Here is a 25,391-nt window from a genome sequence, read left to right as displayed (position 1 = left end):
TCAGGTCGCGGTCGCACCCTTCGTCGCCAACAGATGGTTGATCGCCCAACGCAACGCCAGCGGCCTGAAGGGCTTGTTCAGCAGCGAAAGACCGGCACCGCGCACCGCTTCACGCGTGTCGCTGCCGATATCGGCGCTGAGGATCACCGTTGGCCGCGCACCATGCACGGCTCCCAGCCGCGTCCATACCGCCACGCCCGTATCACCGTCATCGAGGTGATAGTCGAACAGCCAGAGTGCCGCCTCACCCGCTGACGGCCCGATCGATGCAGCATCGCCCACTGCGGTGACATCGCAGCCCCAGGACGTCAGCAGTTGCTGCATCGCCGCCAGCGCGTCCAGGTCGTTGTCGACCACCAGCACGCGGACGCCCTTCAGCGTGCTGCTCCCCGCGACCGCCGGCAGGGCGCACGGTGCGGCTGGCGGAGCAGCCCGTAGCACCTGGATGGAGAATGCCGAGCCGCAGCCAGGGATACTCTGCAGGTGCAGCGGCGCATCCAGCAGGCCGGCGATGCGGTGCGCGATGGCCAGGCCCAGGCCGAGCCCTTGGCCATTGCTGCGGTCGCCGCGATGGAATTCCTCAAACACGATCGCCTGCTGCTCCGGCACGATGCCGGGGCCGCTGTCATACACGCCGATCAGCAGTGCGTTGCCCCGCCGCCGCACGCCCAGCAGTACGCCGCCACGGCGGGTGTAGCGGATGGCATTGGCCAGGAAGTTCTGCAGTACCCGGCGCAGCAGCAGCGGGTCGCTGTGCACCCAGGCCCGGGTCGGCACATAGCCGAACTGCAGGCCACGTGCGGCCGCCAGTACGGCGAACTCCTGCGCAAGCGGGTCCAGCACGGTGGACAGCGCGAACGGGCGTGGGTCGGCCACCCAGCCTCCAGCGTCCAGCCGCGAAATATCGAGCAGGCCCGACAGCAGGTCATCGGTGGAATCCAGCGCGCCGCGGATCTGGCGCAGGAAGCTGCCCAGGAGCTCGGACTCGATGTGCTGGGACATCGCATCAGCCAGCAACTGGGCCGCATGCAGTGGCTGGATCAGGTCGTGGCCGACCGCGGTCAGGAACCGCGTCTTGGCCACGTTGGCCCGCTCGGCCTCGTGCACCGCCTGTTCCAGCCGGGCGGTGCGGTCCTGCACGCGAAGCTCCAGCGTCTCGTTGCTGCGCTTGAGTGCATCTTCCGCCCGGCGGAACGCGGTGACGTCGGTGAAGGTGGCCACATAGCCGCCGCCCGGCATCGGATTGCCGCGGATTTCCACGATGGTGTCGTCCGGGAAGATGCGCTCGGACAGATGTGGCGTGCCGCGCCGCATGTGGGCGACGCGGCGCTGCAGTGCCTTTTCAGGCGAGTCGCCAACGGCAACGCCGATGCCCAGTTGCGCCAGCGCCCACGCAGTCAGGTGGACCACCGGTTGGCCCACCTGCAGCAGCTCCGGCGGGAACTTGAACAAGGCGGCATAGCGGCTGTTCCAGGCCACCAGCTGCAACTGCGCATCCACCACGCTGATGCCCTGGCTCATGTTCTCCAGTGCGGCTTCCAGCAGGCGCTGGTTGAAGCGCAGCACCTGGGTGGCTTCGCCCACGGCACGGGTAACCGCATCCAATGGCGCCGCGCCACCATCGCGCGCGGCTTCCACCAGCAGCCGGGCCATGCCTGCGCCGACCACGGCCGTCAGCTCGCGTTCCACCGCGATGACCCGGTCGTCATCCAGCATCTTTCCTGCATGCCCGTCGAGCAGCTGCCGGGCCCGTTCCTGGCCGAGGAAGCGCCCGGCAGTCTTGCGCAGCGATGCCGTGGCCACCGCATCGCGCTGGCGTGGCAGCGACGGGCGGACCGCGCGTGACACCAGCACCACGGTCATCAGGTTCGCCGCCAGGCTGGCGCCCATGCTGATGGCGATATGCCCCGGTTGCAGGCGCATCGACAGCAGCGACAACCAGTGCAGCCCGTCGGAATGGGCCGAGGGCGCTGCAGCGGGCACGATCATGGGCAGCAGCACCAGCCATAGCCAGACCAGCGAGCCCACCACGATGCCGGCGATGATCGCCGGTGAGGACGTGCGCGGCCGGTACACTGCCAGCAGCACGGCCGGCGCCAGCTGCGAGAGGGCGGTGAAGGACATCAGGCCGAAGTCGCTGAGCGCCTCGGTATCACTCATCGCCCTGCTGTACAGCCATGCCATCAGGAACACGGCGAGGATGCCGGCGCGGCGCAGGGCGAGCACGCGCGGGCGCAGGTCGCCGGCGGCGCGGCCACCATCGATGCCCCCCAGCAGGCGCGTGCCCACGCCGTGGTTGCCAAGCATGATCGACAGTGTCAGCCCGGACAGGATCATCATGCCGGTGGCCGCGCTCAGGCTGCCCAGGTACGCCACCAGCGCCAACAGGTGATGGCCGCCAGCCTGCGGCAAGGCCAGCACATACAGATCCGGCGACACCGACGCCGGCAGCTGCGCGGCACCGTACAGCGCCATCGGCACCGACGGCAGCCCGATCAGCAGCAGATACACCGGGAACAGCCAGCGTGCCGTCTTCAGGTCCGAGGACTCGCGCAGCTCGACCACGCCCACGTGGAACTGGTGGGGCAGGGTGAAGGCGGAAATCGCGCCCAGCGCCACCATGGTCAGGTAGTCCGGGATGACCGCGGGCGGTGGCAGCTGCGCCATTTTCTCCAGCAGCGGTGTGCCGGCCCGATGCACCGACAGCCCGGCATACAGGCCGATCGCCAGCAGCGCCACCAGCTTCAGTACCGATTCCAGGCCCAGTGCCACCACGATGCCGCGGTTGTGTTCGGTGGCCGATGCCTTGCGTGCGCCGAACAGCAGGGTAAACGCCGCCATCGTCAGCGCGAACCAGAACGACATGTCCAGTTGCCAGCCGGCAGGTGCGAAGCGATCGCCCAGCAGGGCACCCAGGCCCTGGCTGACTGCTTTGAGCTGCAGTGCGATGTAGGGAATGATGCCGAACAGCGCGACCAGGGTGATGGTGATGCCCAGGCCCTGGTCCGCACGCAGTCGCGCGACCACCAGGTCGGCGATGGTGGCGCTGTTGTGCTGCTTGGCCAACCGCCCCAGCCGCGTCAGGAACGGCAGGCCGAACGCAAAGATCAACGCCATGCCGACCAGCGTCGGTGGAATCGGGAAGCCCCATTGCACACCCTGCGAGGCGGCCCCGTAATAGGTCCAGGCCGTGCAGTGCACGGCCAGTGACAGCGCATAGATGACCGGCCAGATCCGTGCGAGGCGATGTCCCCGGCGCTCACCCCACAGGGCCACGCCAAACAACAGAACGGTCCACGCAATACAGGCGAACAGGACGATGGAGGGCGTCAACATCGCTCCAGTGTAGAGAGAAGCGGGGCAGGGCAGCGCTAGGCGGATACCACGATCAGTGACAACTGCTCGGCAACCACTGCAACCTCGCCATCGTCAGCGAGCTCCACGGTCTTGCGCTGGGCCAGCAGCCACTGCCCCGGCTGGCGCGGCTGCAGGGAGACCAGCTGCGAACGCACCCGCACGTCCGAGCCGCTGGGTACCGGCGCCAGGAAGCGCACCTTGTTCAGGCCGTAATTGAGCACATGCGCGATACCCGGGAAACCGGCCAACGCGGCCACATCCTCTTCCACCGTCAATGACAGCAGCAGGAAGCCGTGGGCGATGGTGCGCCCACCCGGCAGCTGCGCCCGTGCGCGCAGCGGGTCGACGTGGATCCAGTTGTGGTCACCGGTGGCGTCGGCGAAGGCAGTGATCCGCGCCTGCGAAACGTGGGTGATGCCGCCCAACCGCTCGCCGGCCGCCCATTGCTGGAGAGGACGCAGGGCGGCCGGCAATGCCTCGGTGGATGCGGCGGTGCTCACCGCACTTCGTCCAGCAGGGCCAGGATGGCATCGCTTGCCTCCGGCTCGTTCAACATCGGCGCATGGCCCACGTCCGGCACTTCCACCAGGCGTGCGCGGGGCGATGTCGCGGCCATCTGCCGGGCAACATCGGCCGGCAGGATGTCGGACAGGGCGCCGCGCACCACCAGCACCGGCACGCGTGCGGTCAACCCGCGAACCGCACGCCACAGCACGGGGCGCAGCAGCCACAGCACCCACGGTCGGGTGGTGCGGATCACCGCCGGGTCGTAGTCCAGTTCCAGCATGCCGTCTTCGCGCTGGCGGAACGTGCGCAGCGCCATGGCCCGCCAGTCCTCCACCGTATAGCGCGGGAATGCGGCCTTGCCGATAGTGCCCATGTAGGCAGCGGCCTGCGGCAGATCCATCGGCGGCACGGGCTTGCCGGCGTACTTGCCGATCCGCGCCAGCGCCTCGCGCGGCACCTTGGGGCCGGCATCGTTCAGGACCGCCGCGGCAATGGTCTGCGGGGCACGCGAGGCCAGGGTGATGGTGACCAGCACCCCCAGCGACGTGCCGATGAAAACCGCCGAGTCGATGTTCTGCGAGCGCAGCAGCGCCACCATGTCATCGGCATAGGCGCGCGGGTTGTAGCTGGACGGATCCTGCGCGCGTTCTGAGCCGGCACGGCCGCGCAGGTCGACGGCGATCACACGCCAGCCCACGCCGGTAAGCACGTCGGCCAGCGCATCGAAATCAGCGCCATTGCGGGTCAGGCCGGGAATGCACACCACGGTGCCGCGCGGCGCCTGTCCTGCTCCGGGTGCATGGTCGCGCGCGTGCAGGCGCAGGCCATCAGTGCTGTTCCAGTACAGATCTTGGTAAGGCTGCGTCATGCAGGGGCTTCCTGGAAATCGTAACGGGCGCGCTAGAAATCGTAACGGACGCTGAGGCTATATTGGCGCGGCGGTCCATAGAAGCCAATCAACGTACCAACCGCCGGAATGTTGTAACCGGTGGTGCGGTATTCCTTGTCGGCCAGGTTGGTGCCCTGCAACGAGAACGTCCAGGCATCATCCAGCCGCCAGATCACGCCAGCATTGACCAGCCCATAGCCCTCCTGGCGGATCACCGGGCTCAGGTCAGTGGTCGGCCACACCTCGCTCTGGTAGCTGTAGCTCACCCGCGCCGACAGGTTGCTGCCGTTGGCCAGGTCGGTGCGGTATTCCACGTTCAGTGCCCCTGAGAATTCCGGCGCATTGGTGAACTTCATCTGCCGGGCCACGTTGATGCCGCGGTCCATGTACTCGTCGTACTGTGTATCCAGCCAGGCCAGGTTGCCGGAAATCAGCCAGTGCTGGCTGGGCAGGTATTGGTACTCGACCTCCAGTCCCTTGATGGTGCCGGCGCCGGCATTGGTGAAATCACCGAAGAAGGAATCATCGATGCCGTCGCCATTGGTATCCAGGCCGGTGAACACCGACAGCTGGATGTCCTTGTACTTGTTGTAGAAGGCCGAAACGTTCAGGAACAGCCGCTGGTCGAGGAAGGCCATCTTGCTGCCGACCTCGTAGCTGTCCACGGTCTCGTCATCGAACGGCTCGGCCGAGCGGGGCACCGCCACCGCGTTGGCGCGGATGTTGTAGCCGCCGGACTTGAAGCCGCGCGTCGCCAACCCGTAGACCATGATGTCCGGCGTGATCTGGTAGTCCAGCGAGACCTTCGGCGAGACGTTCTTGAAGTTGGTCTTCTTGTCGAAATCGGCAGTGACCGCCACCGGCCGGCTGAAACCCGGATCGGCGTAGAGGCGATTCAGCACGATCGCGCGCTTGTCTTCATCGGTGTAGCGGGCGCCGACATCAAGCTTCAGTTTGCTGGTCAGGTCGAAGGTCCAATCCGCATACAACGCGATGCTGTCGGTCAGTACCTTGCCCTGGTTGTCGGCGAACTGGGCACTGAAGTAGTTGTTCTGGATCTGCCCGCCGGCCTCGCCACTGAACTGGTACAGGCCCACCACGCCACGCACCCGGCCACCGGCATCGTAGTTCAGCTGCACCTCGTTGCTGACCTGGTCGTCGTGATAGGTGCCACCCACGTCGGCCAGCTTGACCGGCGTGGTATCGAAGTCGATGTTGGCTTCACTGTCCGATTCACGCTTGGCCACCACGTACTTCACCGCGATGTCTTCGTTCGGCCGCCAGTTCACCGTGGCCGAGGCGCCCTTGGTCTCCACGTTGTTGAGGTTGCGCATGCCCGAACGGATGTCATAACGGCTGTCCATCGGCGGATAGGCGCGCAGGAACGGGTTGGGCGCCAGCATCTTCGAGCCGCGCATGCCCGACTGGTCATCGATCCAGTCCAGTGCGAACTGCACATCGAAGTCGTCGCCCGCGTACGCCCCGAGGTTCAGGCGCGCCGCGTTGATCTGCTTGTCGCTGACCGGCTGGCCGTTGAAGGTGTTCTCGCCGAAGCCGTCGTGGTTCATGCTGGCCACCGCCACGCGTGCTCGCAGGCCACTGTCGGCGCCGCCGATCGGGCCGCCGATCGCCGCCTTCGCGTCCAGCTGGCTGTAGTTGCCCACGGTGATCTGGGCGAAACCCTCGGTCTGGGTGGGCAGGCCGCGCGAGATGTACTTGATCGCACCGCCAATGGTGTTCTTGCCGTACAGCGTTCCCTGCGGGCCGCGCAACACCTCGATGCGCGATACATCGAACACATCCAGCAGCGCGCCCTGCGGGCGTGCGATGTAGACGTCATCCAGGTAGATGCCCACCCCCGGATCGGCGCCCCAGGTCGGGTCGGACTGGCCGACGCCGCGGATGTAAGCGGTGACCGTGCTGCTGGCGCCGCGCGCCGCATAGATGGTCAGGTTGGGCACCTGCCCATCCAGGTCGCTGATGTCCTGGACATTCATCCGGTCCAGCGCCTCGGAGGTGAACGCGGTGACCGCCACCGGCACTTCCTGCAGGGTTTCCTCGCGCTTGCGTGCGGTGACCTTGATGCTGTCCAGGTTGGTGGGTGACGCGCTCCTGCCTGCGGTCGCCGCGTCCTGCGCCAGTACCGGGCCGGATGCCAGCAGCGCAGCAATCATCAGGCTCAGACAATTCCGTTTCATTCGATCCTCCCCCAAGGCATGTCCATTGCAGATGGCCCGATGCCACCTCTGCAGCCAAGGCTAGCGGTGTCATCGGGCAGCGGCGAGTGGACCTAGGTCCAGTCGGCAGCCGCCGCCGGATGCGGATACTGGGCGGGCCCCCAGCCGGGCGCGTTCCCCGGTACCCCTTCATCCACGACTCGCGCATGAGGATCTGGTCATGAAATCCGGAATCGATTCGATCAAGGCAACAATGCTGGTGCTGTGCACCTGGCTGGCAACGGCGGGCAGTGCGCTCGCCGCAGGCCCTGCCGGACATTGGAACATCGGCCTGTACGGCAATCTGTTCGGCGCCCGCGAATACCAGGTCTGGGTGCCGGCCGGCTACGACGCGGCCCAGCCACTGCCGCTGCTGCTGGTGCTGCACGGCTGCGTGACCGGCCCGAACCTGATGGGCGAGGCCTCCGGCTTCAACGATGTGGCCGATACCGAGGGTTTCATCGTCGTGTACCCGCGCCAGAACGTCACCTCCAATCCTGCGCGTTGCTGGAACTGGCAGCTGCCGATCAACCAGGCCCGCGACAGTGGCGAGCCCTCACTTCTGGCAGGCATCGTGGACAAGGTAAAAGCCGGCTACAGCGTCGATCCACATCGGGTCTATGTAACCGGCATTTCTGCTGGCGGTGCGATGACCTCGATCATGCTGGCCTGCTACTCGGATGTGTTCGCCGCCGGCGCCATCCACTCCGGCGGCATGTTCAAGGGCGCGACCACGATTTCCGGCAGCGCCTACGCACTGTTGGCCGGCAGCATCTACTCACCGGACAGCAACGGACGATTGGCCTGGCAGTGCTCGGGCTCGCCATCACCGCGGCCGCTGCCGGTGCTGGTGTTCCATGGCAGCGCCGACCTCACCGTCAATCCGGTGAACGGTGAGCAGGCCGTGCGCCAGTTCCTGCAGACCAACGACCTGGCTGACGATGGCCTGGACAACGACTCGGTGAAGTACGTGCCGACCAGCACCTACCACGGACAGGTGCCGGGCGGGCGCGCCTACACGGTCGATACCTATGCCTACGGCGGCAGGACGCTGGTGCAGCACTATGTGGTGCAGGGGATGGGGCATGCATGGAGTGGCAGCCAGTCGGGCCTGCCGTTCACCGATCCCAAGGGGCCGGATGCCACCCTGATCACCTGGCTGTTCCTGAAGGACTACCAGCGCTGACGGGGGTTGCCGTTTCAGCGTCGAGCCTGATCGACGGTCAAGGCCCCATGCTAGCCTTCCCCCTGGCAGGATTGCCTGACAGGGGGAAGGCATGGACACCCGACGCCGCGTTTCCAGCGTATCGGCTGCATTCGGCATGCTCGCACTGGCCCTGTCCGCCAATGCGCTCGCGCATCCGGGCGGGCTCGACAAGCTGGGTTGCCACACCAACCGGAAAACGGGTGAGTATCACTGCCATCGAGGCGCCCCAGCCGCACCTCGATACATCGACACCCCGCGCAGCAGTTTCGCCCCCGGTCCTGCACGCAGTTCCGGGGTGTTTGCCAACTGCGCGGAGGCCCGCGCCGCCGGAGCAGCGCCGGTACGACGGGATGATCCGGGGTATGGCCCGCACCTCGATCGTGACAACGATGGCGTGGGCTGCGAGCCCTATCGGGGCCGCAGGTAGGCATGGCCCGCCTGGCTTCAACCGCCGTTCCCCCGCATTCGTCGGTCATCGCCGGGGATTGGTCGCACAATCTCCCCGTATGGCAGAGCCATGCCCTAGGCTGTTGTGATTGAACTGCAGGGATGAAAGCAATCATGAAGCGCTGGATTTTCCTGGCATTGGCCACGCTCCCGTTCGCTGCCGGTGCCGTAGTCATCCGCGATGATGTTGACGATGCCAGGTACCAGATCGACGCATCGGTGTTCCCTGCACTGGCAGACATGCCAGGCGAGGGGCACGGCGTCCTGATCGCACCGCGCTGGGTGCTGACCGCAGCGCATGCCGCACCGATGGAGGGGATGGGCGCCACCATCACCATCGATGGGAAGGGCTACGGCGTCGAGCGTGTCTTCCTGCATCCCGGCTACCGCAGGATGCCCGAGGCGCTGGGCGAGGAAGCCATGGCAACCGGGAGTGCGTCGAAAATCCACGCGTTTCTGGCGGCGTCGGATGACATCGCATTGATCAAACTTGCCGCACCTGTGAGCGATGTTCCGCCGGTCGCACTCTACCGTGGCGCCGACGAGGTCACGCAGGTCGCCGCCCTGATAGGCAAGGGCGCCACCGGCAACGGTGCGACTGGACTGGTGCCCGGCGGGTCACATCGTACGACCCTGCGTCGGGCCTACAATGCAATCACCGGCGGCAACGCGCGCTATCTCTGGTACCGGTTCGATCCGCCTCCGCAGGGTCTTCCCCTTGAAGGCGTGCTCGGCAACGGCGACAGCGGCGGCCCGCTGGTGATCAGGAAGGATGGAGCCTGGCAGCTGGTGGGCCTCGGTTCCTGGATCACCGCCGTACCCGAGCATGCGCTGGAAGCGGGCTTCTATGGGCAGGTGGTCTACAACGTGCGCGTGTCCCGCTACCTCGATTGGATCGAACACCTGGTCGGCCGTGACGCGTCACATTAATGGCTATTTTCAAAGGTGGCCAGCACGCGTGCAATGTCGATCGCTTGCGGCGATCTTGAACAATTCATCTCCCCGCGAGGGAGTGCGATTGCATTCTCATCCCCTGCGACGGCCGATCGTATGCTTCCGGCCATGCATTCCTCCTTCGATCTTCCCGCGTACATGACGGTCACCCGGCCCTCCGGCTGGGTGCAGAGCGGCGAGCGCTGGGATCTGTGGTGGAACGGGCGCTCGGTGGCCAATATCGTGCCGCATGCCGTGCTCGGCTTCCGCGTGTACCTGGACGCTCGCAAGATGTCCCAGACCAAGGTGGTGGCCGCGACGAATGTGCGGCAGGCCAGACGCTATGCCGAGCGCTGGTGTGCCGCGCGGCTCTGCCCACAGCTGCGGCTGCGCGAGGCAGTGGCACGCCTGGTGGACGTGGCGCCGGAAACAAACGCTGCACCGTCGCCCGCACTTTCGCGCGAACAACGGCAGCAGGCCCGCCGCCTGGCTGAGGCCGGGGCAGGGGAGGTGGCACGGATCAAGCAGGCGCTGGCACCGCGACCGCCCGCGACGGAGGCCAGGCCGGAGCTGCAGGCGCGAGGTGGAACCTGGTCGATACCCGGCCAGGCGCCGTCAAGCCGCCATTCGAACGGCAATGCCTCCGCTGCGGGACTTATGCCGAGAGTTCCTCGCGCACGATCCTCGCCCCTTCGCTGAGCGCGCGCAGCTTGCCCCTGGCCACGTCGCGCGCCAGCGGCGCCATGCCGCAGTTGGTGCTCGGGTAGAGCTTGTCGGCGTCCACGAACTGCAGCGCCTTGCGCAGGGTGCTGGCTACTTCATCGGCGGTCTCCACCGCGCTGGAGGCCACGTCGATGGCACCGACCATCACCTTCTTGCCGCGCACCAGCTCGATCAGGTCGATCGGCACGTGGGAGTTGTGGCATTCCAGCGAGATGATGTCGATGTTGGAGGCCTGCAGCTTCGGGAACGACTCCTCATACTGGCGCCATTCCGACCCCAGCGTCTGTTTCCAGTCGGTGTTGGCCTTGATGCCGTAGCCGTAGCAGATGTGCACGGCGGTATCGCACTTCAGCCCTTCGATCGCGCGCTCCAGTGCGGCTACGCCCCAATCATTCACTTCGTCGAAGAACACATTGAAGGCCGGCTCATCGAACTGGATGATGTCAACGCCGGCGGCCTCCAGCTCCTTCGCTTCCTCGTTGAGGATCTTCGCGAACTCCCAGGCCAGTTTCTCGCGGCTCTTGTAGTGCGCGTCGTACAGCGTGTCGATCATCGTCATCGGGCCGGGCAGCGCCCACTTGATCGGCTGCGTGGTCTGGCGGCGCAGGAACTTCGCATCCTCGACGAACACCGGCCTTGGGCGGCTCACGGCGCCGACCACGGTCGGTACGCTGGCATCGTAGCGGTTGCGGATGCGCACGGTCTCGCGCTTCTCGAAGTCGACGCCGCTGAGATGTTCAATGAAGGTGGTGACGAAATGCTGCCGGGTCTGCTCGCCGTCGCTGACGATGTCGATGCCGGCATGCTGCTGTTCCTGCAGGGACAGGCGCAGGGCGTCCTGCTTGCCCTCGATCAGGCCTTCGTCCTGCAGCTTCCAGGGCGACCAGAGTTTCTCGGGCTCTGCCAGCCAGGAGGGTTTGGGCAGGCTGCCTGCGGTGGAGGTGGGGAGCAGCGTCTTCGTCGGCATTGTGTGGTGTGTCCTGGGGGCGAATGGAAAATCGATGGATCAGCGGGCGGCCCACTGCTCAAGCACGGCGCGGTACGGCTTGATGAAGTGTTCTTCGGTGAACCGGCCTTGCTTGACCGCCAGCTGGCTGCGCTCCTCGCGGTCGTAGACGATGCGGGTGGAGGAGTAGTCCTGGTGCTTCAGGCTGGGCTGGTAGACCTTGCCGGCCACGGAATTGGCGTTGTAGATCTCCGGGCGGTAGATCTTCTGGAAGGCTTCCATCGTGCTGATGGTGCCGATCAGTTCCAGGTTCGAGTAATCGCCCAGCAGGTCGCCCTGGAAGTAGAAGGCCAGCGGCGCGACGCTGCCCGGCGGCATGAAATAGCGCACCTGCAGGCCCATCTTGTCGAAGTACTGGTCGGTGGGTGAGAACTCACCCTGGCGGTACTCCACGCCCAGGATGGGGTGATGGTTCTCGGTGCGGTGGTAGGTCTTGCTGCTGGAAACACTGATGCAGATGACCGGCCCCTTGCTGAAGTTGGCGTGGTAGGCATCCGAGCCCAGGAAGTGCCTGAACAGCTTGCCGTGCAGGTCGCCAAAGCCCTCCGGAATGCCGAAGGTGGCCTTGCCCTCGTTGCTGGCCGGCAGCACCACACTGAAATCGTAGTCACGCACGTAGGACGAGAAGTTGTTGCCGACGATGCCCTCGCTGCGCACGCCGGTCTGCGTGTCGACGATGGTCGGCCGCAGCACCTCGATCAACGGGAACGGATCGCTTCCGTCGGCGCCGTCGATGTGCATCTCCACCGAGATGATGTCCAGCTCGACCGCATAGCGGTCCGCGTTCGGGTTGTCCCAGTGCGCCAGGTCGTTGAAGCGGTTGTTGATCATGCTGATCGTGTTGCGCAGGTTCTCCTGCCGAGACGCACCGCGGGCCAGGTTGGCGAAATTGGTGGTGATGCGCGTGCCCTCGGCCGGCTGGTAGTCCTCGTTGAAGGGGATGCGCGTGATGCTGAAGGTGAAGGTGTCGGTCGTCATGGGCGGCGTTCCGGTTTGCTGGGTGGCATCCGAATGCAGGGTGCTGGCATCCGGTATTCAGAGAGTTGCGGCGGTCTCGGCGATGGCGGGCGCAGCGCGATGGGACAGGGCAAGCAAGGGCATTGCCCGCTGCACGGCCAGTCGCGCACGTTGGATCAGTGCCTCGTTGTGCACGCGGCCCTCGGCGAAATCGCGATCGGTGGCGTACACGCCCAGGGGCAGGGTGCGGGCCTGGAAGAAGCTGAAGAGCGGCCGCAGCTGATGGTCGATCACCAGCGCGTGGCGCTCGCTGCCGCCGGTGGCGGCCAGCAGGATCGGGGTGTCGACCAGTGCATCCTGGTCGATGAAATCGAAGAAGTGCTTGAACAGGCCGGTGTAGGAGCCGCGGTAGACCGGCGTGGCCACCACCAGTACGTCTGCCTGTTCAACGGCAACCAGCTGCCGCTCGACCGGCTCGGGCAACTGCGAGCGCCACAGCGCACCGGCCAGCTGCGGTGCCAGTTCACCGAGTTCGATCAGCTGCTGCTCGCAATGGACGTCTTCGCCGATCAGGCCCAGCAGATGCTCGGCCAGGGTGGCGGCCCGGGAGGGGCGTTGCAGTCCACCGGAAACGGCGACGATACGGAGGGGGCGGGTCATCTGTTCGCTTTCAGCAGGGGAGGGGCTGCTTCGGCGCAATCTGCGGGGGCGCAGCCCTGCAGGCCGGCTGGGTCAGCAGGCTGGCAGGCAACCGAAGGCATGACCCGATGCTAGCCATGCCTTTCCATGACGTAAAATGGTATTACTTCACCAATCCATGAGTGAGATTCATCGTCATGCTGGAACGGATCCACCTCAGCATCGTGCAGCAGGTCGAACAGCAGGGCTCGCTCACCGCGGCCGCCGGCGTGCTCAACCTTACCCAGTCGGCGCTCAGCCACAGCATGAAAAAGCTGGAGCAGCAGCTCGGCACCGATGTCTGGCTGCGCGAAGGCCGCAGCCTGCGGCTGACCCAGGCCGGGCAATACCTGCTGGCGGTCGCCAACCGGGTGTTGCCGCAGCTGGACCTGGCCGAGGAGCGGCTGGGCCAGTTCGCCCAAGGCGAGCGCGGTGCGCTGCGCATCGGCATGGAGTGCCACCCGTGCTACCAGTGGCTGCTGAAGATCGTCTCGCCGTACCTGGCCGCGTGGCCGGACGTGGATGTGGACGTCAAGCAGAAGTTCCAGTTCGGCGGCATCGGCGCGCTGTTCGGCTACGAGATCGACCTGCTGGTCACCCCCGATCCGCTGCTGAAGCCGGGCCTGAAGTTCATTCCCGTGTTCGACTACGAGCAGGTGCTGGTGGTGGCCAGCAACCACGCCCTGGCCAAGGTGGACCACGTAAAGCCGCGCCAGCTCAGCCAGGAAGTACTGATCAGCTACCCGGTGCCGTTCGAGCGCCTGGACATCTACAACCAGTTCCTGCTGCCGGCCGGCATCGCGCCGCGGCGCCACAAGGCCATTGAAACCACCGACATCATGATGCAGATGGTGGCCAGCGGCCGCGGCGTGGCCGCCATGCCGCGCTGGCTGGTGGAGGAGTACGCCGCGCGCATGGACGTGGTGCCCGTGCGCCTGGGCGCCAAAGGCATCCCCAAGCAGATCTACCTGGGCGCGCGCGAGGCCGATACCGGCATCGACTATCTGCAGGCCTTCATCGAACTTGCCCGTAACAGCTCGCCGCTTGCCGGCAGTGTGGGCGGAGCGCGTTGATGCCGGCCGGTACCTCATCGCAGGCGGAAGCCTTCATCAACGCCTTTTCGCTGGAAGTCAGCGCGAAGGCAATGCCGGCACTACGTGCCGAGGCGACCCGCATACCGCGCGGCACGATCATCTCCATTCCCTGGCTGGCCAGCGAGGACGACGATGCACGCCTGGCTGCCGCACGCACGGTGCGCGAGCTCGGCTTCGAACCAATGCCGCATCTCTCTGCCCGGCGTATCGGCTCGCATGCAGCGCTTGAGCGCTTCCTGGAACGTGCCACCGGCGAAGCCGGGGTCACGCGTTGCCTGCTGATCGCGGGTGACCTGGCCACGCCCGTCGGACCGTTTGCCGACAGCGCGTCGATCATTGAGACCGGCCTTCTGGAGCACTTCGGGATCAAGGTTGTTGGTATCGGCGGGCACCCGGAAGGCCATCCGGTGATGAGCGCTGACGATCGCTGGCAGGTGCTTGGGCGTAAATGCCAGGGCATCGAAGCACGCGGCATGGCGCCCTTGGTCGTCACCCAGTTCGCCTTCGATGCCGATACCGTGCTGGCCTGGCTGGATGCACTGCGCGCGCGTGGCATCACGGTTCCGGTGCTGGTTGGCGTACCGGGGCCGGCCAGCATCACGCGGCTGCTGCGCTACGCCGCGATGTGCGGCGTAGGCGCCAGTGCATCGATGCTGGCCAGGTATGGTATCTCGATCGGCCGGTTGCTCGGCACGGCGGGGCCGGAGGTGTTCGTCGATCGGCTGGTGAAAGGGCTGACGGACGCCCATGGCCCAGTCAGCCCGCATTTCTTCCCGTTCGGCGGAATTACGCCATCGCTGGAGTGGATCGCACAGTACCGGCAGCGCGTTTGCGGCTCCGGCCGCTGATCCGTATCGATGGCTGTGCTGCCGGGACTGTCAGCTCGGCAGTTCGCACTTCATCTTGCCGTCCACGTAGTACGGCTTGGGTACGTTCGGGTTCGGGCTGGTCTTCTCGAAGACCACTTCGAACGAGGCGGCATCGGGCGACCCCTTGCGCTCGGTGCACGCGTCCTGCAGCTTCTTCTTGACCGCGGTGATGCCGGCATCCCGGTTGGCGCCCTCGGCGCTGTTGGTCAGGTTCACGGTCTCGGCCAAGGCCAAAGGGCTCAGCGCAAGCAGGCCGCCGGTCAGCATCAGGGTATGCAGCTTCGACATGGTTGGTACCTGGCAGGTCTCCAATGAGGCCCCCAGCATAGGGCCGGGCCGTAAACGGTGTGTGCCCGGCGGGGTGAGGGGAGGGCGCGCAACGCCCCGTAATCCGCAATGGCTGACAGCTGTCACTGGCTGCAACCCGGGCGGAAGCGAATAGTGAGCGCCAAGGCGAGGGCACCTCGCCACCACTCAGCCACCACTCACCAAGGGGACCGCTCATGAACATGCTCCAGCAACTCGCCGCGCAGACGCCGATCTGGGTCTGGCTGCTCCTGGCCTTCCTGATCACCCGCGGCATCGCCGCCATGAAGCCGGGCGAGACCTCGCTGCAGAAGCTGGCGATCGTGCCCGCCCTGTTCGCCGTATGGGGTGCGTGGTCGATCAGTCATCGCTTCGGCGCATCGCTGACCGCCTGGAGCGAGTGGCTGGCCGGCATCGCCACCGGTGCCGCGCTTGCCTGGCTGCTGCTGAATCGGCTGAAGCTGACGCTGGACCGCAGCACCGGCAGGCTCTGGCGCAGCGCGGACTTCAGCCTGCTGCCGCTGCTGCTGGTCACCTTCCTGGTGAAGTACGGCTTCGAAGTCGCATTTGCGGTGTCGCCGTCGCTGACTGCCAATGCTGGCTTCAGTGCCGCCTACCTGCTGCTGGCGGGCGGATTCACCGGCATTTTCGTCGGCAAGTATTGCCGGTACCTGGCCTCGCTGCGGACGGATGCGGCAGGCAAGGGGCTCGAAACCGCAGGCTGATCGCCCGGGTGGTGCCGGCCGCTGGCCGGCTTCGCAAGTCACCGGGAGTCGAGTTCGGCGCTACCATCGCAGCGGCTGCACCTCCCGTGATCGCCCGGGATGGATGGAACCATCTGAACAGGAATCGGTAATGGAAGCGATATATCCGGTCGGCGTTGTAGGGGGAAAGCGGATCATCTGGTTTGCCTGGGTATCGGGTGACCATGATCGGGTGATGTCCAGCACTGGAAGGCCTGTCTGCGATAGCAGTAAAGAAGGGCTCGAGGGTCAGGTCGCCGCTCGCGGCCGGGTCCTGGACTGGGAAGGAGAATCCATCATTGACCTTGATTCGCTGGTCTCGTCTGTAGATTCAGGGAGGGAGGTTGACCCAGGGAAGGTCGTGGATGCATGGAATTTCATGACTGACCTCTTCAGGGTGATCGACAACGCCCCCAGGCAGCTGTTTCACGCCGAGTCGATGGATACCTATGACGCCTTCTTCTCGCAGTGCGAGGTCGCTCAATCACTTGGTCTGAGATCGATTTCCATTGCGAGGCGCGATCTGGATCGAGCGCTTGCTGTCCTGCGCGACGGAATGCGAATGGTGCTGGGCATCCAATTGAACATCGAAGGTCCTGCGCCCTTGCCAACCGTCAGGCGCATGCATGAGATCCATTGATCTGTGGACAATGAAACGGAGCGCCAGGAAGGCTGGCTTGCGGGCGATTGGGAACTTTCTGATTGCTTCGTACACGCCTGACGTGATCTCCGGGTTTGCCATCGATCCAGCGCCGTCCTCCATCTATGTATGGACCTTCGCACTTCCGGCCTATGACGACCTGCCATTCCTGCATATGTCTCTCGGCCAGAGGGTCGCTTGCCCGGAAGATCCAAAGGATTTTTTCCGCGGCACGCACGAGGCCCACCTCGCAATGCTCGAAGGGGTGAGAACAGCTGCGGACCTCCTGATGTATGTTGAAGAGGCCGGCTTCGGGGGCGATTACTGCCAATGGGTGAAGTACCTGTCCGTCATTCGCCTGGGCGATTTCCAGGCAGCAGACGCTGCGCTGAAGGATCTGCTTGCACTGCCGATGTCCAGTGCGATTCGTGGAAGACTGGACAGGATGCTGGAGGCAATCGGGAGAGGCGGCGAATCAGGTGCGCAGCGGCTTCTGGAAGAATGGTCCATGCGGACGGCCCGATTGATGGGTGGTCGTAGCGCTATTGGGGATCGCCTGCAGTAATGAAGGGCGCCGCAGGATCCATCGATTGCTTCTGCCCGCCCAGCTGATCAGCGCACGGGCTGCGCCGCTCGCACTCGCACCCAGCCCGTGCACGCACCGGGACGTGTGTATCGAAGCACTTGTTGGAACCGGCCTGGAGTGGCGCGTGACCTTTACCTCGGCGAGCCAGCAGGGTCTACGATCGGCCGCAAAAGCGGGGCTCGCCATCACCATCGCTCTTCAGGACGACATCCAGGATGGCCTGGTCGTTGCGGGGGAGGGATTGGGCCTTCCAGCGCTGCCCGCCGTGAGCTTAGCGTGCGCTGGACCGGTGGATCTTCCCGCACGACCTGGATTCCCCTTCGTATCACGGCGCAAGGGAGGGGTAGGGAGTTTCAATTGCAAATGACTCTCACTACACTTAGGGCATCCCCCCCTTCCGCCGCCTGTCGCGGCCAGAACTCCGGCTCCCAACGTGAATTCCCCGCCCCACCTGTGCAGACCGCAGGCATTTGCCCTGAGGGTGATGTGTCCACGCTAGGCCGGGGCACGGGCAGCAACGCGGAACGGGTCTCTTCCACGGAGGCGGGCATTCCGGAAGACGCCTCGCCAATGGGCGGAAACCTCCTTGCGAAGGCCTATGCCCGCTGGCGCGGGCCCATCCTGCGCAGCCTTGCGCGTGTGAGAGGTGCCGACGGTGAGGACGCCCTGCACGACGGTGCAGTCAAATGGCTGGCGGCAAACCCTGCGCTGGCGTCGTGCGACCAGCAAGGTGCCTATTTCCGGCGAACGGTCCTGAACACCGCGGCCGATGAATATCGTGAGCACAACGCAGGCCGCCGTCTCCAGACCCTGCCACTGGCAGATGCCGAGGATGCGGGTCAGGCCATCGCCAGCGATGAATCGCAGTGCCCATTGCAGCTCACCGCACAGCGGCAGCGCCTGGAGCGCCTGGCAGACGCGCTGGCCGAGCTACCCGAGCGTCAACGCGAGGCCTTCGTGCTCTGCCGCTTCGATGGGCTGACCCAGGACGACGTGGCCGCTCGCATGCAGATCTCCCGCCGCATGGTGGTCAAGCACCTGTCGCGAGCGGTTGCCTACTGCGAAGTGCGGGTACGCTATGCGTCTCTGGCACAGATGCAGGAACTGCATCGCCCGATCAAGGCGGGCGAGGCGGGCGAGGCGTTAGCGCCTGCCATCGATGCTGATTTTCCCTGCCGATGACCGATCTCCCTTCTGCCGCAGGTTTAGACCCGTTTGCCCTGCATGAGGCGGCCGCCGCGTGGCTGGTGCGGCGGCAGGATACGGCCTGGCAACCGAAGGATGAGGCGGCCCTGCAGCGCTGGCTGGCCGAGAGCGAAGCGCACCGACAGGCGTTCGCCGATGTGACCAGAACCTGGCACGACCTGGGCCAACTGCCGCGCCCCGTGCTGGCTTCGGACGCGCATGCGGGGATCGCCCCAGCAGTACCGGCTGCTCAACGGCGGGGCAGGGCCGCGCGGCGCGCACGCTCGTGGCGCCTGCCACGCGTTGCGGCGGCTGCGGCCCTGGCGATGCTGGCCTTGGGGTACGTCGGCTACAGTTGGTACACCGCGCCCAGCTACGTGCAGGACGTGGCCACCGGTGCGGGCGAGATCCGTGATCTCCAATTGCCGGACGGCTCACGGATTTCACTCAACGCACGCAGCACGCTGGCGGTGCATTTCTATCGCTCCCGTCGTGAAGTGGTGCTCAGCCAGGGCGAGGCGTACTTCGAGGTCGCCCCGGCGGCCGACCGGCCCTTCACCGTCGATGCCCAGCGCAGCCGGGTGACGGTGGTCGGCACGGCCTTCAATGTGCGCAATGGCCCGGGCGAAGTCGTGGTCAAAGTTCTGCATGGGCACGTGCGGGTACAGCCGAATCGCGCCGAAGGTGCCTCGCCGGTCAGCCTGCACGCCGAACAAGGCCTGGCCGTTACCACGCTTACAGCCGCCTACCGCTCCATTGCCGCCAGCGCAGACAGCATTGGCGGCTGGCGCAACGGGCGTCTGGTGTTCCGGCGCACCCCGCTGGACGAAGTGGCGCAGGAGGTTGGGCAGTATCTGGGTCATCCCGTCACGCTGGGCCAGCCAAGGCTGAAGTTCCTGCCGGTCTCCGGCTACGCAGCCACCGATGCCCCAGCCACCTTCCTGGAAGCGCTGCCGGATCTGTTGCCCGTGCAGGTGACCCGCACTGCGCAGGGCGGCTATCGCATCGACGAACGGCCTGTGGCCCGCTGACGCCGGAACGAAAATTTCTTCCGGCGCGGGTTCCCACTCCACCGCCATTTTCCGTTTACCCCAGTGAGGCCAGTAGCGGCCAAGCATGATGGAGCGGTAATGGGGTACATGAAGATCAAGCGCGCACTTGTTGCTGGCGCGTTCTCTACGGGGGTACACGCCAAGCGGCTGCCGTTGCTGGCACTGTGCATTTCCAGCGCGCTGGCAGCGCCGGCCGTCGCACAGGCGCAGCCGGCTGCGCGCCTGCAGTTCAATATTCCGGCGCAACCGCTGGATGCCGCACTGCGCCGCTTTTCCGAGCAGTCCCGGCAGCAGGTGCTGTTCAGCGAATCGGCGGTGGCGGGCCGTCGCGCCCCGGCCCTGACCGGCAGCTACACGCCGCAGGAGGCACTGGCGCGCCTGCTGGAGGGAAGTGGAGTGCGTGTCAACGCCACACGCCCGGGCGTGTTCACGCTGGCCCAGGAAGCAGCAGCACCTGCGCGCAGCAAAGACACCCAGACCACCCTGCAGACGGTGAACGTCACCGCCAATGCACCAAGCGACGGCGCTTACACGGCACGTGAGCTGAGCCTGGGCAAGCTGGGGCAGAGCATCCGGCAGACCCCGCAGTCGGTCAGCGTGATCACCCGCCAGCAGCTGGACGACCGCAACCTCACCACGCTGGACGAGGCACTGGCGCAGACCACGGGTGTGACCAAGACCGCCCGCAACTTCGGCAACCACAAGTTCTCGATCCGCAGCTTCACTGTGGACGACAGCAACTATCTGGTCGATGGCGTGGCCGGCATCGTCTATGCCCCGGTGGGCTGGCTGCCTATCGACACAGCGGTGCTGGAGCGGGTTGAAGTGCTGCGCGGTGCCGGCGGCATGATGCTTGGCGCGGCCGACCCCAGCGGGGCGATCAACATGGTCCGCAAGCGCCCCCGCGACCAGGCCCATCTGGATCTGGCGGCCACCGTGGGCTCGTGGGACAACTACCGTGTCGAAGTCGATGGCGGTGGCCCGCTCAATGCCGCCGGCAGCGTGCGCGGCCGACTGGTTGCCGCCTACCAGGACCGCGATTACTTCCAGCGGGGCACCTCATCGAAGACGCCGGTGGCCTATGGGGTGATCGACACCGACCTGGGTGCGGACACCACGCTGACCTTCGGCCTGCGCCACCAGGCCAGTGACACCGACGGCTACTGGCTGTTCGGCCTGCCGCGCTACACCGATGGCGGTGCGCTGGACATCAAGCGTTCCACCGCGCTCATCCAGGACTGGAATCGACAGGAAGGCTCCGTCGACGAAGCCTTCGCAGAAGCGGAGCACCGTTTCAACGAGCGCTGGAAGGCACGCCTGTCGGTGAACCGCACCGAGTCGGACCTGGACCAGCGTGTCGCGGTTCCGCTGGGCGGGGTGGACCGCGCCACCGGCATCGGCTCGCGCTTCTATGACATCTATTTCAACCGCTCGCGCGTGCGCAGTGATGGCATCGACCTGCACACCACCGGCAGTTTCGAAGCCTTCGGCCGCAGCCACCAGGTGCTGCTGGGCGCCATGTGGTCGCGGCAGCGTACCCGCCAGAGCTCGGCGGACCTGGCCATCGACGTGCCGATCAATGTCTACGCGCCGGACCACAGCGCCATTGCGCAGCCGCTGCAGCCCGCGTGGGACTGGTCAGAAAACGCCCGCGCCCAGCAGAGCGGCGTGTACAGCAACCTGCGCCTGCAGCTGGCGGAACCGCTGCATCTCACGCTGGGTGGCCGGCTGAGCTGGGTGAAGTACCAGTCCAGCGATGGCTTCAGCGGCGCCAAGAGCCGCGACTACGAACAGAAGCACGAATTCACCCCGTACGCCGGCCTCGTCTACGACCTGGGCCCGCAATGGTCGGTCTACGCCAGCTACGCCGATACCTTCCAGCCGCAGAGCTCGTACGTCACCGCGTCCGGCTCGGTGCTGGATCCGGCCATCGGCGCCAACTACGAGCTGGGCGTGAAGGGTGAGTTGAACGATGGCCGCCTGAATGTCTCTGCCGCGGTGTTCTCCATCCGCAAGACCGGCAACGCCGTGGTGGACGAATCCGACCCGGGCAGCTGCCGTGGCTCGCTGGCGTCGTCCGATTGCTACCGCAATGGCGGGAAGCTGCGCAGCAAGGGCTTTGAGCTGGAAGCCAGCGGCGAACTGGCGCCGGGTTGGCAGATGATGGCGGGCTATACCCACGTCACCAGCCGTGACGACGAGGGCGCGACCATCAGCGCCGAGACGCCGCGCCACCTGCTGCGCCTGTCGACGTCCTACCAGCTGCCGGGCAAGTGGAACGCGTTCTCCGTGGGCGGTGGTGTATCGGCACAGAGCAGCTATTCCTATCCGGCCTACGACGACCCGGACTGGCGCATGGGCGCAGCGGGACGTGCCGTGTGGGACCTGCGTGCCGGCTACCGGATCAATCCGCGCTGGAGCGTGGGCCTCAACGTGGCCAACCTGTTCGACACCCGCTACTACGCGATGATCAGCCAGATCCGCCGCGGCAACTTCTTCGGCGAACCCCGCAACGTGATGCTGACGCTGCGCGGATCGCTGTGATTCCCCGCAAGCAGCGGAACAACGGCCTGCCCGCTACGGGGCAGGCATGAAAGCGGGCTTCCGGCAGAGCATGTCGTGGCTGCACACCTGGTGCGGCCTTACCTGTGGCTGGCTGCTGTGCGCGATCTTCCTGACCGGCACGCTCAGCGTGTTCCGTGAGCCGATCACGCGTTGGATGGAGGCCGGCCCCGTGCCGGCCTCCTCGCCGGCAGTGGACACCGCAACGCAGGCGATGCGTGCGCAGCACTGGCTGGCAGCAAATGCCGCCGATGCCCGGTCATGGCAGATCCGTTGGCCTGCCCAGCAGGGTTGGCCACTGGAGCTGTCGTGGGAGGATGGCGACGGCACCGCGCACGAACGCTCGGTGGATGCCGGCACAGGCATGCCACAGCCTCCACGTCGTCTTCGGGAAACCGAAGGCGGGCGCCACTTCATGTCCTTCCACTACACCCTGCACGGCGGCATGGCCGGCTACTGGCTGGTGGGCTGGATCACCGCCTGCATGCTGCTGGCGCTGGTGTCCGGCGTGGTGGTGCATAAACGCATCTTCAAGGACTTCTTCACCTTCCGCCCGGGCAAGGGACAGCGCAGTTGGCTGGATGCGCACAATCTGAGTGCCGTGCTGACCCTGCCGTTCCTGTTCATGATCGGCTACACCGGGCTGACATTCTTCTACAGCAGCTATCTGCCATGGCCAGTGCACGTTGCCTATGGCGATGCGGAAGGCGCCTATGCGCGCTACGAAGCCGAGCTGTCGCCTGCGCAGCCGGCTCCGCCAGGCATCCTGGTATCCTCCGCGCAACTGCCAGACCTGCAGCAACTGCTGGAACGCGCGCAGGCCATCAGCGGGCAGCCGCCAGCATTGATCATGGTCCAGGCGCCCGGCACCGTGCACAGCGTGGTGGAGGTGATCGGTCGCAAGCCCGAGGGGCGCGCAGACAGGCATCTGCTGACCGAGGCCAGCCGCGCGGTGTTCGATGCTGCCAGCGGCACGCTGCTGCAACAGCATGGCGCACACCCGCATGCCATTGGCGCTGTGCAGGTGCATGAGACGATCGAAGCACTGCACAAGGCCGATTTCGGCGGCTGGCCAATGAAGTGGCTGTACTTCATCAGCGGCCTGCTGGGCACGGCGATGATCGCCATCGGCACGCTGCTGTTCTCCATCAAGCGGCGCAAGCGCAGTGAGCATGAGTTCGGCGCGGCCACGGCAGGCATCTATCGCTGCGTGGAAGCCTTCAACGTGGCATCGCTGGCCGGGGTGGCGCTGGCAAGCATCGTCTACCTGTATGGCAATCGGTTGCTGCCATTGGAAATGAGCGGTCGCAGCGCATGGGAAATACGCATTTTTCTTACGGCCTGCGCCGCCTCGGTGCTGCACGCGCTTTGGCGCCCACCTCGCCTGGCCTGGATCGAGCAGCTGTGGCTGGCCGCAGCACTGTGCCTGGCGCTGCCGCTGGTGAATCTGGCAACCACCGGGCAGGGGCTGCTGATGTACCTGCAGCGGGGCGCATGGCAGCAGGCTGGGGTGGAGCTGGTCGCACTGGCCTTCGGGCTGATGCTGGCAAGGACGGCCCTGATGCTGCAGCGCCGTTGGCCAGGGGCGCAGGAGGCGGCGCGCCCTGCCAAGCCTCCGGCCGGGCGGGAACCGGCCTATCGCTGGCAGGTGGCGAGCCGTGTGCTGGCCGCCTCGCTGGGCGGCTACGTGTTCACCGCCGTTACCGCTTCGGCACTGGCGTTGTTGTTGCCCGCGCTGGTGGGGGTAAGGACGTCCGTTTCGGTACTGGCCAGTTCACTGCTGGGGTTCGTGCTGTTGATTGCCGTTGCTGTGGGCGTCTTCAGCGCCCGCAGGGTGGGGAAGGTGTGGCTGAGTCTGCTGGCGGGGAGTGCCCTGATGGGGTTGCTGGTGGCGATGCTTCGGACAGGGTGAGGGCAGGGGCGTCGGCCTGTCACATGCTTCCGTCCAGGCTCTTCCGGAAGAACGCCGCCAGCGCTGCAAACGGAATCAGATCGGTCCGGTCATACAGATCCACGTGGCCCGCACCCTTCACCCACAGCAGTTCCTTCGGCTGTCCCGCCAGCCGGTAGGCCTCCTCACTGAATTCCTTTGAATGCGCCTGATCACCCGAAATGAACAACATCGGACGCGGCGAGATGGTCTCGATGTCGTTGAACGGATAGAAGTTCATGAACTTCACGTTGCTGGTCAGCGTCGGGTGGGTGGTGAGCTGCGGTGATGAACCGGCCGGCGTGAACTCACCACGCGGCGTTCGGTAGAAGTCGTAGAACTCGCGCTGGATCGGATGGGTGTCTGCCTCAAGTACATGTACGGTGCCAGAGGTGTACTGCGTGGCGCCGCCCTCGGCTTCTATCCAACGCTGGCGCGCGGCGGCAGCAATCACGGCCTTGCGCTGCTCAACGCTCTGCGAGTGGTTGAGGGCACTGCGGTTCGCAGCGCCCATGTCGTACATGCTGACGGTAGCAATGGCTTTCATGCGCGGGTCGATCTTGGCCGCACTGATCACGAAACTGCCACTGCCACAGATGCCAAGCACGCCGATCCGTTCGCGATCCACCTGTGGCTGCGTGCCCAGATAATCCACCGCCGCGCTGAAGGCCTCGGTATAGATGTCCGGCGCAACCGCATTGCGGGGCTCGCCAGCACTTTCACCCCAGAATGACTGGTCGATAGCCAGGGTCACGAAGCCTTGTTCAGCCAGCTTCTGTGCGTAGAGATCCGCACTCTGCTCCTTCACTGCGCCCATGGGATGGCCCACGATGATCGCGGGCAATGCTTGCCCAGGCCTGTGGTTCTTCGGTACGTACAGATTGCCGACGATCTGCATGTGGTACTGGTTGCTGAAGTGCACTTTTTCGCTGATGAGCTGGGTGCTTCGATAGAAGTTGTCGGCGCCGCGGGTCATGTCCTGTCCAATTGCAGTGAAGGGGATGGTCGCGAGGACCAGAGAAAGCAGCAGCGTCTTCATTCGCTCATCTCCGAATACTCTTCGTCGCTTACTTTCTCCAGCCACGTCACCGGGCTGCCATCCACCGCCTCGGCAATCGCGATGTGGGTCATCGCCACTGCGGCACTTGCGCCATGCCAATGCTTCACGCCCGGGGCGATCCACACGGTGTCGCCCGGACGAATCTGCTGGCGTGGCTGACCCCACTGCTGCACCCAGCCCACGCCTGCGGTCACGATGAGGGTCTGGCCCAGCGGGTGGGTGTGCCAGGCCGTGCGTGCGCCGGGCTCAAAGGTGACCGTTGCACCTCCTACGCGTGCCGGCGCAGGGCGCTGGAAGCCGCCATCGATGCGCACGCTGCCGGTGAAGTAGTCAGCGGGGCCCGCCACGGACGATGCGCTGCCAGCAGGCGTTATGCTCAGATCGCCGCTGGCCGGGCCGCCGCCGGTCGCAGGCAAAGCCATGGATATCAATGTGCCGAGAAGC

General features: G+C 65.7%; 23 protein-coding genes. 13 read left to right on the top strand and 10 right to left on the bottom strand.

Annotated features, from left to right (window positions below):
* Genes EGM71_RS10570 through EGM71_RS10555 form a run of 4 tightly spaced genes read right to left on the bottom strand, consistent with a single transcriptional unit; the run spans position 1 to position 6,951 of the window.
* Positions 1-3,336, bottom strand: coding sequence for a hybrid sensor histidine kinase/response regulator (locus tag EGM71_RS10570; RefSeq protein ID WP_188484877.1), 3,336 nt, complete (start codon positions 3,334-3,336; stop codon positions 1-3).
* 35 nt (positions 3,337-3,371) lie between these two features.
* Positions 3,372-3,857, bottom strand: a complete 486-nt coding sequence (locus EGM71_RS10565) for a MaoC family dehydratase (RefSeq protein ID WP_188484876.1) — start codon at positions 3,855-3,857, stop codon at positions 3,372-3,374.
* Complete coding sequence (locus EGM71_RS10560) at positions 3,854-4,732, bottom strand: alpha/beta fold hydrolase (protein ID WP_188484875.1); 879 nt, start codon at positions 4,730-4,732, stop codon at positions 3,854-3,856. Before EGM71_RS10560 ends, EGM71_RS10565 begins: the two co-directional genes overlap by 4 nt.
* 32 nt (positions 4,733-4,764) lie before the next feature.
* The gene (locus EGM71_RS10555; RefSeq protein WP_223224439.1) at positions 4,765-6,951 is read right to left on the bottom strand and encodes a TonB-dependent receptor; all 2,187 of its coding nucleotides are present in this window, start codon (positions 6,949-6,951) and stop codon (positions 4,765-4,767) included.
* A gap of 199 nt (positions 6,952-7,150) precedes the next feature.
* Between EGM71_RS10555 and EGM71_RS10550 the strand changes: the two genes are divergently transcribed.
* The 4 genes from EGM71_RS10550 (at position 7,151) to EGM71_RS10535 (ending at position 10,255) form a co-directional block, all read left to right on the top strand.
* Positions 7,151-8,155 carry an extracellular catalytic domain type 1 short-chain-length polyhydroxyalkanoate depolymerase gene (locus EGM71_RS10550; protein WP_188484874.1) on the top strand — a complete coding sequence of 335 codons (1,005 nt, stop codon included), beginning with the start codon at positions 7,151-7,153 and terminating at the stop codon, positions 8,153-8,155.
* A gap of 91 nt (positions 8,156-8,246) precedes the next feature.
* A complete protein-coding gene (locus EGM71_RS10545) occupies positions 8,247-8,603 on the top strand; it encodes an excalibur calcium-binding domain-containing protein (RefSeq protein WP_188484873.1) in 357 nt (118 codons plus the stop codon).
* Between the two features lie 134 nt (positions 8,604-8,737).
* Positions 8,738-9,553, top strand: coding sequence for a S1 family peptidase (locus EGM71_RS10540; RefSeq protein WP_188484872.1), 816 nt, complete (start codon positions 8,738-8,740; stop codon positions 9,551-9,553).
* Positions 9,554-9,685: 132 nt separating this feature from the next.
* Positions 9,686-10,255, top strand: coding sequence for a hypothetical protein (locus EGM71_RS10535; protein WP_223224438.1), 570 nt, complete (start codon positions 9,686-9,688; stop codon positions 10,253-10,255).
* Here the strand turns inward: EGM71_RS10535 and EGM71_RS10530 are convergent.
* Genes EGM71_RS10530 through msuE form a run of 3 tightly spaced genes read right to left on the bottom strand, consistent with a single transcriptional unit; the run spans position 10,212 to position 12,902 of the window.
* Positions 10,212-11,246 carry a methionine synthase gene (locus tag EGM71_RS10530; protein ID WP_188484870.1) on the bottom strand — a complete coding sequence of 345 codons (1,035 nt, stop codon included), beginning with the start codon at positions 11,244-11,246 and terminating at the stop codon, positions 10,212-10,214. The two genes, EGM71_RS10535 and EGM71_RS10530, sit on opposite strands and share 44 nt — an antisense overlap.
* 39 nt (positions 11,247-11,285) lie before the next feature.
* Positions 11,286-12,263 carry a DUF1852 domain-containing protein gene (locus tag EGM71_RS10525; RefSeq protein ID WP_188484869.1) on the bottom strand — a complete coding sequence of 326 codons (978 nt, stop codon included), beginning with the start codon at positions 12,261-12,263 and terminating at the stop codon, positions 11,286-11,288.
* 57 nt (positions 12,264-12,320) lie between these two features.
* Positions 12,321-12,902, bottom strand: coding sequence for an FMN reductase (gene msuE, locus EGM71_RS10520; RefSeq protein WP_188484868.1), 582 nt, complete (start codon positions 12,900-12,902; stop codon positions 12,321-12,323).
* Between the two features lie 176 nt (positions 12,903-13,078).
* Between msuE and EGM71_RS10515 the strand changes: the two genes are divergently transcribed.
* Both EGM71_RS10515 and EGM71_RS10510 read left to right on the top strand, forming a co-directional pair.
* Positions 13,079-13,993 carry a LysR family transcriptional regulator gene (locus EGM71_RS10515; RefSeq protein WP_188489811.1) on the top strand — a complete coding sequence of 305 codons (915 nt, stop codon included), beginning with the start codon at positions 13,079-13,081 and terminating at the stop codon, positions 13,991-13,993.
* Positions 13,993-14,862: a methylenetetrahydrofolate reductase gene (locus EGM71_RS10510; RefSeq protein WP_188489712.1), complete on the top strand. Its 870-nt coding sequence runs from the start codon at positions 13,993-13,995 to the stop codon at positions 14,860-14,862. Before EGM71_RS10515 ends, EGM71_RS10510 begins: the two co-directional genes overlap by 1 nt.
* A 30-nt stretch (positions 14,863-14,892) precedes the next feature.
* On the opposite strand, the gene EGM71_RS10505 is transcribed toward EGM71_RS10510, so the two are convergent.
* The gene (locus EGM71_RS10505) at positions 14,893-15,171 is read right to left on the bottom strand and encodes a hypothetical protein (protein WP_188489710.1); all 279 of its coding nucleotides are present in this window, start codon (positions 15,169-15,171) and stop codon (positions 14,893-14,895) included.
* A 215-nt stretch (positions 15,172-15,386) separates the two neighbouring features.
* Between EGM71_RS10505 and EGM71_RS10500 the strand changes: the two genes are divergently transcribed.
* From EGM71_RS10500 to EGM71_RS10470, 7 genes are all read left to right on the top strand, one after another.
* On the top strand, positions 15,387-15,914 hold the full coding sequence (locus EGM71_RS10500; protein WP_188489708.1) for a DUF6622 family protein: 528 nt from the start codon (positions 15,387-15,389) through the stop codon (positions 15,912-15,914).
* Between the two features lie 130 nt (positions 15,915-16,044).
* On the top strand, positions 16,045-16,572 hold the full coding sequence (locus EGM71_RS10495; RefSeq protein ID WP_188489706.1) for a hypothetical protein: 528 nt from the start codon (positions 16,045-16,047) through the stop codon (positions 16,570-16,572).
* Positions 16,559-17,137, top strand: coding sequence for a hypothetical protein (locus EGM71_RS10490; RefSeq protein ID WP_188489704.1), 579 nt, complete (start codon positions 16,559-16,561; stop codon positions 17,135-17,137). The genes EGM71_RS10495 and EGM71_RS10490 overlap by 14 nt, the downstream gene beginning before the upstream one ends.
* Before the next feature lie 507 nt (positions 17,138-17,644).
* Complete coding sequence (locus tag EGM71_RS10485) at positions 17,645-18,340, top strand: RNA polymerase sigma factor (RefSeq protein WP_188489702.1); 696 nt, start codon at positions 17,645-17,647, stop codon at positions 18,338-18,340.
* Positions 18,337-19,374: a FecR family protein gene (locus EGM71_RS10480; RefSeq protein WP_188489700.1), complete on the top strand. Its 1,038-nt coding sequence runs from the start codon at positions 18,337-18,339 to the stop codon at positions 19,372-19,374. Before EGM71_RS10485 ends, EGM71_RS10480 begins: the two co-directional genes overlap by 4 nt.
* A 108-nt stretch (positions 19,375-19,482) precedes the next feature.
* Entirely contained in the window at positions 19,483-21,939 is a 2,457-nt protein-coding gene (locus tag EGM71_RS10475) for a TonB-dependent siderophore receptor (protein WP_223224571.1), read from the top strand.
* A gap of 46 nt (positions 21,940-21,985) precedes the next feature.
* On the top strand, positions 21,986-23,869 hold the full coding sequence (locus tag EGM71_RS10470) for a PepSY-associated TM helix domain-containing protein (protein ID WP_188489696.1): 1,884 nt from the start codon (positions 21,986-21,988) through the stop codon (positions 23,867-23,869).
* 19 nt (positions 23,870-23,888) lie between these two features.
* Here EGM71_RS10470 and EGM71_RS10465 read toward each other — a convergent pair whose 3' ends face one another.
* Together EGM71_RS10465 and EGM71_RS10460 are read right to left on the bottom strand one after the other, a co-directional pair.
* On the bottom strand, positions 23,889-24,926 hold the full coding sequence (locus EGM71_RS10465; protein WP_188489695.1) for an alpha/beta hydrolase: 1,038 nt from the start codon (positions 24,924-24,926) through the stop codon (positions 23,889-23,891).
* Positions 24,923-25,369, bottom strand: coding sequence for a (R)-mandelonitrile lyase (locus tag EGM71_RS10460; protein ID WP_188489693.1), 447 nt, complete (start codon positions 25,367-25,369; stop codon positions 24,923-24,925). Before EGM71_RS10460 ends, EGM71_RS10465 begins: the two co-directional genes overlap by 4 nt.
* Positions 25,370-25,391 lie beyond the last annotated feature (22 nt).

This window comes from Stenotrophomonas maltophilia, assembly GCF_006970445.1.
GTDB lineage: Bacteria > Pseudomonadota > Gammaproteobacteria > Xanthomonadales > Xanthomonadaceae > Stenotrophomonas > Stenotrophomonas maltophilia_AU.
The sequence above is the reverse complement of the archived record's forward strand: the minus strand, read 5'-3'. Positions and strand labels throughout refer to the sequence as shown.

Excerpts from the sequence above, each read along its gene's own strand:
- EGM71_RS10570 (WP_188484877.1), bottom strand. The coding sequence starts at position 3,336 with ATGTTGACGCCCTCCATCGTCCTGTTCGCCTGTATTGCGTGGACCGTT.
- EGM71_RS10560 (WP_188484875.1), bottom strand. The coding sequence starts at position 4,732 with ATGACGCAGCCTTACCAAGATCTGTACTGGAACAGCACTGATGGCCTG.
- EGM71_RS10555 (WP_223224439.1), bottom strand. The coding sequence starts at position 6,951 with ATGAAACGGAATTGTCTGAGCCTGATGATTGCTGCGCTGCTGGCATCC.
- EGM71_RS10550 (WP_188484874.1), top strand. The coding sequence starts at position 7,151 with ATGAAATCCGGAATCGATTCGATCAAGGCAACAATGCTGGTGCTGTGC.
- EGM71_RS10545 (WP_188484873.1), top strand. The coding sequence starts at position 8,247 with ATGGACACCCGACGCCGCGTTTCCAGCGTATCGGCTGCATTCGGCATG.
- EGM71_RS10540 (WP_188484872.1), top strand. The coding sequence starts at position 8,738 with ATGAAGCGCTGGATTTTCCTGGCATTGGCCACGCTCCCGTTCGCTGCC.
- EGM71_RS10535 (WP_223224438.1), top strand. The coding sequence starts at position 9,686 with ATGCATTCCTCCTTCGATCTTCCCGCGTACATGACGGTCACCCGGCCC.
- EGM71_RS10530 (WP_188484870.1), bottom strand. The coding sequence starts at position 11,246 with ATGCCGACGAAGACGCTGCTCCCCACCTCCACCGCAGGCAGCCTGCCC.
- EGM71_RS10525 (WP_188484869.1), bottom strand. The coding sequence starts at position 12,263 with ATGACGACCGACACCTTCACCTTCAGCATCACGCGCATCCCCTTCAAC.
- msuE (WP_188484868.1), bottom strand. The coding sequence starts at position 12,902 with ATGACCCGCCCCCTCCGTATCGTCGCCGTTTCCGGTGGACTGCAACGC.
- EGM71_RS10515 (WP_188489811.1), top strand. The coding sequence starts at position 13,079 with ATGCTGGAACGGATCCACCTCAGCATCGTGCAGCAGGTCGAACAGCAG.
- EGM71_RS10510 (WP_188489712.1), top strand. The coding sequence starts at position 13,993 with ATGCCGGCCGGTACCTCATCGCAGGCGGAAGCCTTCATCAACGCCTTT.
- EGM71_RS10505 (WP_188489710.1), bottom strand. The coding sequence starts at position 15,171 with ATGTCGAAGCTGCATACCCTGATGCTGACCGGCGGCCTGCTTGCGCTG.
- EGM71_RS10500 (WP_188489708.1), top strand. The coding sequence starts at position 15,387 with ATGAACATGCTCCAGCAACTCGCCGCGCAGACGCCGATCTGGGTCTGG.
- EGM71_RS10495 (WP_188489706.1), top strand. The coding sequence starts at position 16,045 with ATGGAAGCGATATATCCGGTCGGCGTTGTAGGGGGAAAGCGGATCATC.
- EGM71_RS10490 (WP_188489704.1), top strand. The coding sequence starts at position 16,559 with ATGAGATCCATTGATCTGTGGACAATGAAACGGAGCGCCAGGAAGGCT.
- EGM71_RS10480 (WP_188489700.1), top strand. The coding sequence starts at position 18,337 with ATGACCGATCTCCCTTCTGCCGCAGGTTTAGACCCGTTTGCCCTGCAT.
- EGM71_RS10475 (WP_223224571.1), top strand. The coding sequence starts at position 19,483 with ATGAAGATCAAGCGCGCACTTGTTGCTGGCGCGTTCTCTACGGGGGTA.
- EGM71_RS10470 (WP_188489696.1), top strand. The coding sequence starts at position 21,986 with ATGAAAGCGGGCTTCCGGCAGAGCATGTCGTGGCTGCACACCTGGTGC.
- EGM71_RS10465 (WP_188489695.1), bottom strand. The coding sequence starts at position 24,926 with ATGAAGACGCTGCTGCTTTCTCTGGTCCTCGCGACCATCCCCTTCACT.
- EGM71_RS10460 (WP_188489693.1), bottom strand. The coding sequence starts at position 25,369 with ATGGCTTTGCCTGCGACCGGCGGCGGCCCGGCCAGCGGCGATCTGAGC.